Raw genomic sequence first — 6802 nt, 5'->3', positions numbered from 1 at the left:
CCCTTAAAGAGCGAAGCGAGGCGTAGGCAGTTCGATTCTGCCCCCCGGCACAACTAATGAAATTCTCTAAATCAAAGTTAAATCTGTATTTTTAGAACTTGAGAATTTGGAAATTTTGAGTTTATCATTATCACCGGAGGTGTTTACAAGGTGCAACAATATTATAACCAGATACTTTCCGACCTGAGGATATTGAACCCCGGCACGAGATACACTATAAACCGCTTCCTGAATAGAGACAAGTATCAGTTTCTAAATTCAATGGTATCCCTTCTTGTAAAAATCAATGAAAGAGAAGAGTATATCCGTTCTCTATCACAGGAAGAGATGCGCCGAATGACAGCAGAGTTTAAAACACGGGCTCAACAGGGTGAAGGGCTGGATAATTTTCTTGTGGATACATTTGCCCTTGTGAGAGAAGCAGCAAGAAGAACACTGAATATGAGGCACTTTGATGTCCAGTTATTAGGAGGCATTGTGCTTCACAGTGGAAAAATTGCAGAGATGATGACAGGAGAAGGAAAGACGCTTGTTGCAACACTCCCTCTTTTTCTGAATGCTCTTGAAGGAAAGGGATGTCATCTTGTAACAGTCAATGACTACCTTGCAAAAAGAGACACACAATGGATGGGTGCTATATACCACTATTTAGGACTCTCCGTTGGTTGTATTATTTCATATAAAGAAACAAAAGACCCTTATACCCTCTCTGCCTTTGTCTTTGACCCTGCATACCTGCCTGCTGATTCAAGATTTTTATATCTCAGGCCTGTACCGAGAAAGGAAGCATATAACTGCGATATAACATATGGGGTGGCGAGTGAATTCGGATTTGACTACCTGCGAGATAACATGGCAATAAGTAAAGAGACACAGGTTCAGAGACCCCTTAACTACGCTATTATAGATGAGGTTGATTCAATACTGATAGATGAAGCACGGACTCCTCTTATCATATCAGGTCCTGCAGAGGAGGCAACCCGTCTCTATTATGATATAGACCGCCTGGTAAGAAAACTAAATAAAGATACGGACTTTACACTGGATGAGGAAGGAGAAACGGTCTCTCTCACAGAGGAAGGGGTACATAAATGTGAAGGACTGCTCGGTATCCAGAACCTTTATGATGGAACCCATACAGAGAAGGTCCACCTTATACACCAGGCACTGCGGGCACATAACTTTTTCAAAAGAGATAAAGAATATGTTGTTAAGGATGGTCAGGTCATTATCGTGGATGAGTTTACAGGACGCCTTATGCCTGGGAGAAGGTGGAGTGATGGTCTGCATCAGGCGATAGAAGCAAAGGAAGGGGTACGGATTGAAAGCGAAAACCAGACACTCGCAACAATCTCCTTCCAGAACTATTTTAAACTTTACAAAAAAATAGCAGGGATGACAGGAACTGCTCTTACAGAGGCAGTTGAGTTCAAAGAGATTTACAACACAGATGTGATAGTCCTTCCTCCTAACAAGAAACTACAAAGGACAGAATATAATGATGAGATATACAAGACAGAAAAAGAAAAATTTGAGAAAATTGTCTCTGAAATAGAGGAATTACATAAAACAGGCAGACCTATCCTGGTTGGCACAATCTCCATAGAAAAGGCAGAAAGGTTAAGCAGGTTGCTTACTCATAAAGGGATACCTCATAAGGTTCTCCACGGTAAAAACCATGAGGCAGAAGCAGCCATTATAGCACAGGCAGGTAAACCAAAAGCGGTTACCATAGCAACCCAGATGGCTGGAAGAGGTGTGGATATTATACTCGGAGGCAACCCTGAAATCCTCGCGAGAGAAGAGACCATCAGGGTAATATGGTCAAGAAAGAGGGTTGAGGGGAAGGAGAAAGAAACAAAAAAAGAGTTTGCAGAGGGGTTAACTGAGATAGAAAAGGCATACAAGACACATCTTGCAGAGATAGAAAGTAAATATAGGCATCTATTAGAGGAGACAAAGACCTCTCTTAATGAAAAGGAACAGGTGTTTTTTGCACTGGATAAAAAAGCGAGGGAGATATTTGAAGATGAGATATTTAACAGAGAAGGAAAGGATATATACCATAGATATAAAACCCGTCTTGATAAACTTAAAGAGGCATACGAAAAAGCAAATGAAGAACTTATATCTACACAGAAACGTCTATCAGGTGATAAACAGGAGGTATATTTAAAAGATATTAAAGAAGCGAGAGGTCGCGCATACAGGGAGTATATATCTCTAAAGACATCTCTGAAAAAGATGATAAATGTTGTGCTTGATGAGGATATTGAAGAGATGAGAAACCATCTTACAGAGATATTAAATACACCTGAATCAGAGACAGAAGAAGGAGCGAAAAATATATTTTCTCTCCTTATAAAATACAGGGATGGCATAAAAAGATTTCTTGAGATACTAAGTAATTGTTTCCCTTCTTATATCTCACCTGAGATGTCTGCTTTCAAAAAAACAGGAAGATATATTGCTCTGCTGAACGAAATAATTGGAAAAAATGAGCGAGAGGATATAAAGGAGATTATAAATGAGTTTAAGTCAAAGGAAGGACAAATATATCCTTCCTATACAGAAGGTAAGAAAGAGATAGAGTATCTTATACTGACAGGGATAATAGGAAATGAGTATACTTCATCAGAGGAAGCATACAGAAAAGCCATTAAGGAGTATGAAAAGATTTATGCCTCTTATGATGAGGAGTTAAAAAAAGCGAGAGAAGAGTATGAAGCCAGAAGGAGCAGATACGAGGAAGAATGGCAGAAGGCAAGGGAAGAGATTGAGAAAACACCCGATGAGTTTAAAGAGATTTATGAAAAATTGCTGGAAGAATATAAAAAGCCATGGCTTGAAGACCACAATAAGGTTGTTTCACTCGGTGGGCTGCATGTCATAGGTAGTGAAAGATATGAAGCAAGAAGGATAGACAACCAGCTTAAAGGAAGGGCAGGCAGACAGGGAGACCCTGGCTCTTCTAAATTTTATCTTTCTTTAGATGACGACCTTTTAAGAATCTTCGGCTCGGAAAGGATGCGGTCTGTTATGGGACACATCCCTGAAGGGGAGTCAATAGCACATCCCCTTATAAATAAAATGATTAACAATGCACAGAAAAAGGTGGAGGCACGTAATTTTGAAATAAGGAAACAGCTTCTGGAGTTTGATAATGTTCTTAATGAACAGAGAAAGGTTATCTATACCCTGAGGCAGGATATACTGGAAGGGAAAAATCTTGATACATATATAGCGGAATTTATTGAGGAAACCATCAAAACAGCCACAGATGAGTATATGGATATAAAAGATAAACCCATCAACTGGGATATAGAGAATTTCAGAATGTTTATAAAAAACACCTTTGATATTGTTGTTGAACTACCTGCTCCAGAAGATATACAATCCCCTGTATTTTGGAGGGAAAAATTTTCAGAAGAACTGATAAACAAGATAACTGCTTTTTACACTGAAAAAAAGAACCAGGCAGGTCCATATATTACAGAGATTCAGAAAATTATTATGCTTCAGGTGATAGATAACAGATGGAAGGCACATCTGCGGGTCATAGATGAAATGAGGGAGGGTATTGGATTAAGAGCTTATGCACAAAGAGACCCTCTACTTGCATATAAACATGAGGGCTATCAGGCATTTCAGGAGATGTTATCTATGATAAAAAGGGAGATTCTCTCTCATCTATGCAGGGTAAAAATTACAGAAACTCCTGTTATACAGAGAAAGGAACCATCTCCTATGAATATCTCTTACACTCATCAAACATTACAGCAGTTTGACACAGCATATAAGGAGACAGATGAAACAGATAGAGCATATGCACCTGTACCAGTAGAGACACAGATACCTCAAACTAAACAGTCCCCATATATAACAGGAAAAAAGGTTGGTAGAAATGAACCCTGCCCCTGTGGTAGCGGGAAGAAATATAAAAAATGCTGTGGAAAAAATGTATAAAACCTGTGTATAAGTAGAGAAAAAGATGAAAAACGATATTGAATTATTGTGGAAAGAGGTATTGGCGAGGGTTGAGGAACAGTTAAATGATACGAGGGCATATGAGATATGGATAAAACCCGTAAAAATCAAAGGACTTAATGAAAAAACATTGCAGTTAGAGATACCGGGGATGACATTTGAAAAGGGTTTTACTCCATATATAGATATCATTAAAGAGGCATTTTATAGTATTACTGGATGGCAACCTGCTATAGAGATACACTATACAGGAGCAGAACAGAGTAAACCATTCTATACTCCACAACAACCTGAGATGCCTTTAAACCCTGACTACACATTTGATAATTTCGTAGTAGGTCCTAAAAACCAGTTAGCACATGCAGCAGCACAAGCAGTAGCCCAGTCCCCTGGTATTGCCTACAACCCTCTTTTTCTTTATGGTGGATTTGGATTGGGTAAAACCCACCTTATGCAGGCAATAGTTCACTTTACACAAGAAAGAGGTGGACAGAATATTCTTTATATGCCTGCGGATGTATACCTTGATGAATTCATCCAGAGCATAAAAAATAAAACTGCCCACCTATTTAAACAGAGATTCAGGAAACTTGATGTCCTGTTGATAGATGACATCCATTTTATTGCAGGAAAAGAAGGAACACAGGAAGAGTTCTTCCACACATTTAACTTTTTATATGACCAGCGGAAACAGATTATACTTTCAAGTGATAGACCCCCTAAGGAGATATCTTTTCTTGAAAAACGACTTGTTTCAAGGTTTGAATGGGGATTACTTGTTGAGATACTACCACCTGACTTTGAAACGAGGGTAGCGATACTGAAAAAGAAATGTGAAATAAAGAAAATTTTATTGGAGGATGATATAATATATTATATTGCTGAGAATGTAAAAGATAATGTAAGGATATTAGAAGGTGTGTTAAATAGAATTTTTGCACTCTCAACCCTATTAAGTAAAGAGATAGATAAAAAAGTAGTTGATGAGATAATAGATGGAGAGTATTATAAGAAGAAAGGGGTTATAACACTTGATAGTATTATGAGTGCTGTATGTGAATATTTTAAAATAAAAGAGGATGATATAATAAAGGATACGAGGGTAAAAAATATACTAATACCGCGACAGATAGCAATGTTTTTAGGAAGAGAGTTAACAGGTAGTTCACTACATTCAGTTGCGATTAAATTTGGAGGAAAAGACCATACAACGGTTTTATACGCATATAAAAAAATAAAGGAATTATATCAGAAGGACCAGTATATAAAAGGAATTATTGATGAGATTAGAAATGGTCTTGAGAGATAATTTTTTACACATTTTTTACAATATATAAGTTATTGAAAAATAAAGAGTTAGATAATTTTTATACAAAAAATTTTCTTACTAACACTACAGGAGGATAAAAAATGGAAATAATTGTGAAAAATAGTATATTAAAAAAGGAATGTGATAAGATTGAAAATGTTTTACCTTTAAAGCCATCTATTACAATAACAGGAGGTATACTTTTTGATGTAAAAGAGATGGGATGTTTTTTAACAGCAACTGATTTAGAAAACACAATACGGTTAAATATTGAGTGTGAAAAGATAAAAAAGGGTAGTGCTGTAATAAACGGTAAAAAATTTATATCACTTATAAAACAACTTCCAGATGATGACATAAAAATAGTAAAGAAGAATAACTCAGTAGATGTAATATGTAGAGAGTCAAAATATACATTTCCTTCAATGGATGAAGAGGAATTTCCAAAACTCCAGAAATTCTCAGGGGATATTACCATACAACTGGACAGTAATACCCTTAAAGATGCAATTGAAAAAGTGAGGTTCTGTATTGACCCTGAAGAACCACGTCCTTATTTTAGAGGAGGACTACTTGATATAAAAGAAAATACTGTTAATATAGTAGGAACCGATACAAAACGGCTTACACTTTTTACAATAAAAACAGACCAGAAATACAGTCGTTCATATAAGTGCCTGCTTCCTTATAAATTAATGGGTATTCTTGCTTCTTTAAGTAATGATAATAAAGAACCGATTGAAATAAGTATAGGGAAGAATCAGATAAGTTTTAATTTTAAATCAACCTATCTACTTTCTCAACTTCTTACTGGTAGTGAAGAATTTCCTGACTATACAAAGGTTATACCCGGAGAAAAACAGTTGAAGACATTTTATATTAACAGAGAAAGTTTTCTATCTGTATTAAGAAGGATAGCACTGTTTACTACAGATAGATATAACAGAGTGAGGTTAAGTATAGGTAAAAATGCGTTAGTCCTTTCAGTTACCAATCCTGATGTTGGAGAGGCGAGTGAGAAAGTAGAGATGGAATATACTGAAGATAAAGAGCAAAACCTTGCTTTCCCTCCGAACTACCTTATAGAATTTATGAATAAGTTGGAGGATAAAAAAATTGTGTTCGGATTTAGTAATGAAAAAAGCCCTGTACTGTTAAGAGGGGAAGAGACAGAAGGATATTTCTATGTTGCAATGCCTCTTAAACTTGACTGATATGGAAAGGATAGGAGATATTATTAAAAAGGTTCTAAGTAAGAAGGGACAGATAGAAAAGGTGAGAGAGATAGATGATATTGAAGCGGTATGGTGTAAAGCAGTAGAGTCAGGTATAGGAGAGCATAGTTATGTGGTAAGTGTTAAAGGTAAAACTATCACTGTAAGAGTGGATAGTAAGTGCTATCTTACAGAGATCAAAAGACAGGAAAAAGAGATTCTATCTCAGTTAGCAAGATATGGATGGAAGGGATTAACAAAGATAGATTGTAGGATAGGATAATATAGATAA

General features: G+C 36.5%; 4 protein-coding genes. All 4 read left to right on the top strand.

The features are described from left to right. The first annotated feature begins 150 nt into the window (after nucleotides 1-150). The 4 genes from N3D17_06470 (at nucleotide 151) to N3D17_06455 (ending at nucleotide 6793) form a co-directional block, all read left to right on the top strand. Nucleotides 151-3966, top strand: coding sequence for an SEC-C metal-binding domain-containing protein (locus N3D17_06470; GenBank protein ID MCX8083018.1), 3816 nt, complete (start codon nucleotides 151-153; stop codon nucleotides 3964-3966). 25 nt (nucleotides 3967-3991) lie between these two features. Beyond that, a complete protein-coding gene (gene dnaA, locus N3D17_06465; GenBank protein ID MCX8083017.1) occupies nucleotides 3992-5296 on the top strand; it encodes a chromosomal replication initiator protein DnaA in 1305 nt (434 codons plus the stop codon). Between the two features lie 101 nt (nucleotides 5297-5397). Continuing rightward, nucleotides 5398-6510: a DNA polymerase III subunit beta gene (gene dnaN, locus N3D17_06460; GenBank protein ID MCX8083016.1), complete on the top strand. Its 1113-nt coding sequence runs from the start codon at nucleotides 5398-5400 to the stop codon at nucleotides 6508-6510. After that, complete coding sequence (locus N3D17_06455; protein ID MCX8083015.1) at nucleotides 6482-6793, top strand: DUF721 domain-containing protein; 312 nt, start codon at nucleotides 6482-6484, stop codon at nucleotides 6791-6793. The genes dnaN and N3D17_06455 overlap by 29 nt, the downstream gene beginning before the upstream one ends. Nucleotides 6794-6802 lie beyond the last annotated feature (9 nt).

This window comes from bacterium, assembly GCA_026414725.1.
GTDB lineage: Bacteria > Ratteibacteria > UBA8468 > B48-G9 > JAFGKM01 > JAAYXZ01.
This window is presented reverse-complemented; position numbering and strand designations above follow the sequence as displayed.

Excerpts from the sequence above, each read along its gene's own strand:
- dnaA (MCX8083017.1), top strand. The coding sequence starts at position 3,992 with ATGAAAAACGATATTGAATTATTGTGGAAAGAGGTATTGGCGAGGGTT.
- dnaN (MCX8083016.1), top strand. The coding sequence starts at position 5,398 with ATGGAAATAATTGTGAAAAATAGTATATTAAAAAAGGAATGTGATAAG.
- N3D17_06455 (MCX8083015.1), top strand. The coding sequence starts at position 6,482 with ATGTTGCAATGCCTCTTAAACTTGACTGATATGGAAAGGATAGGAGAT.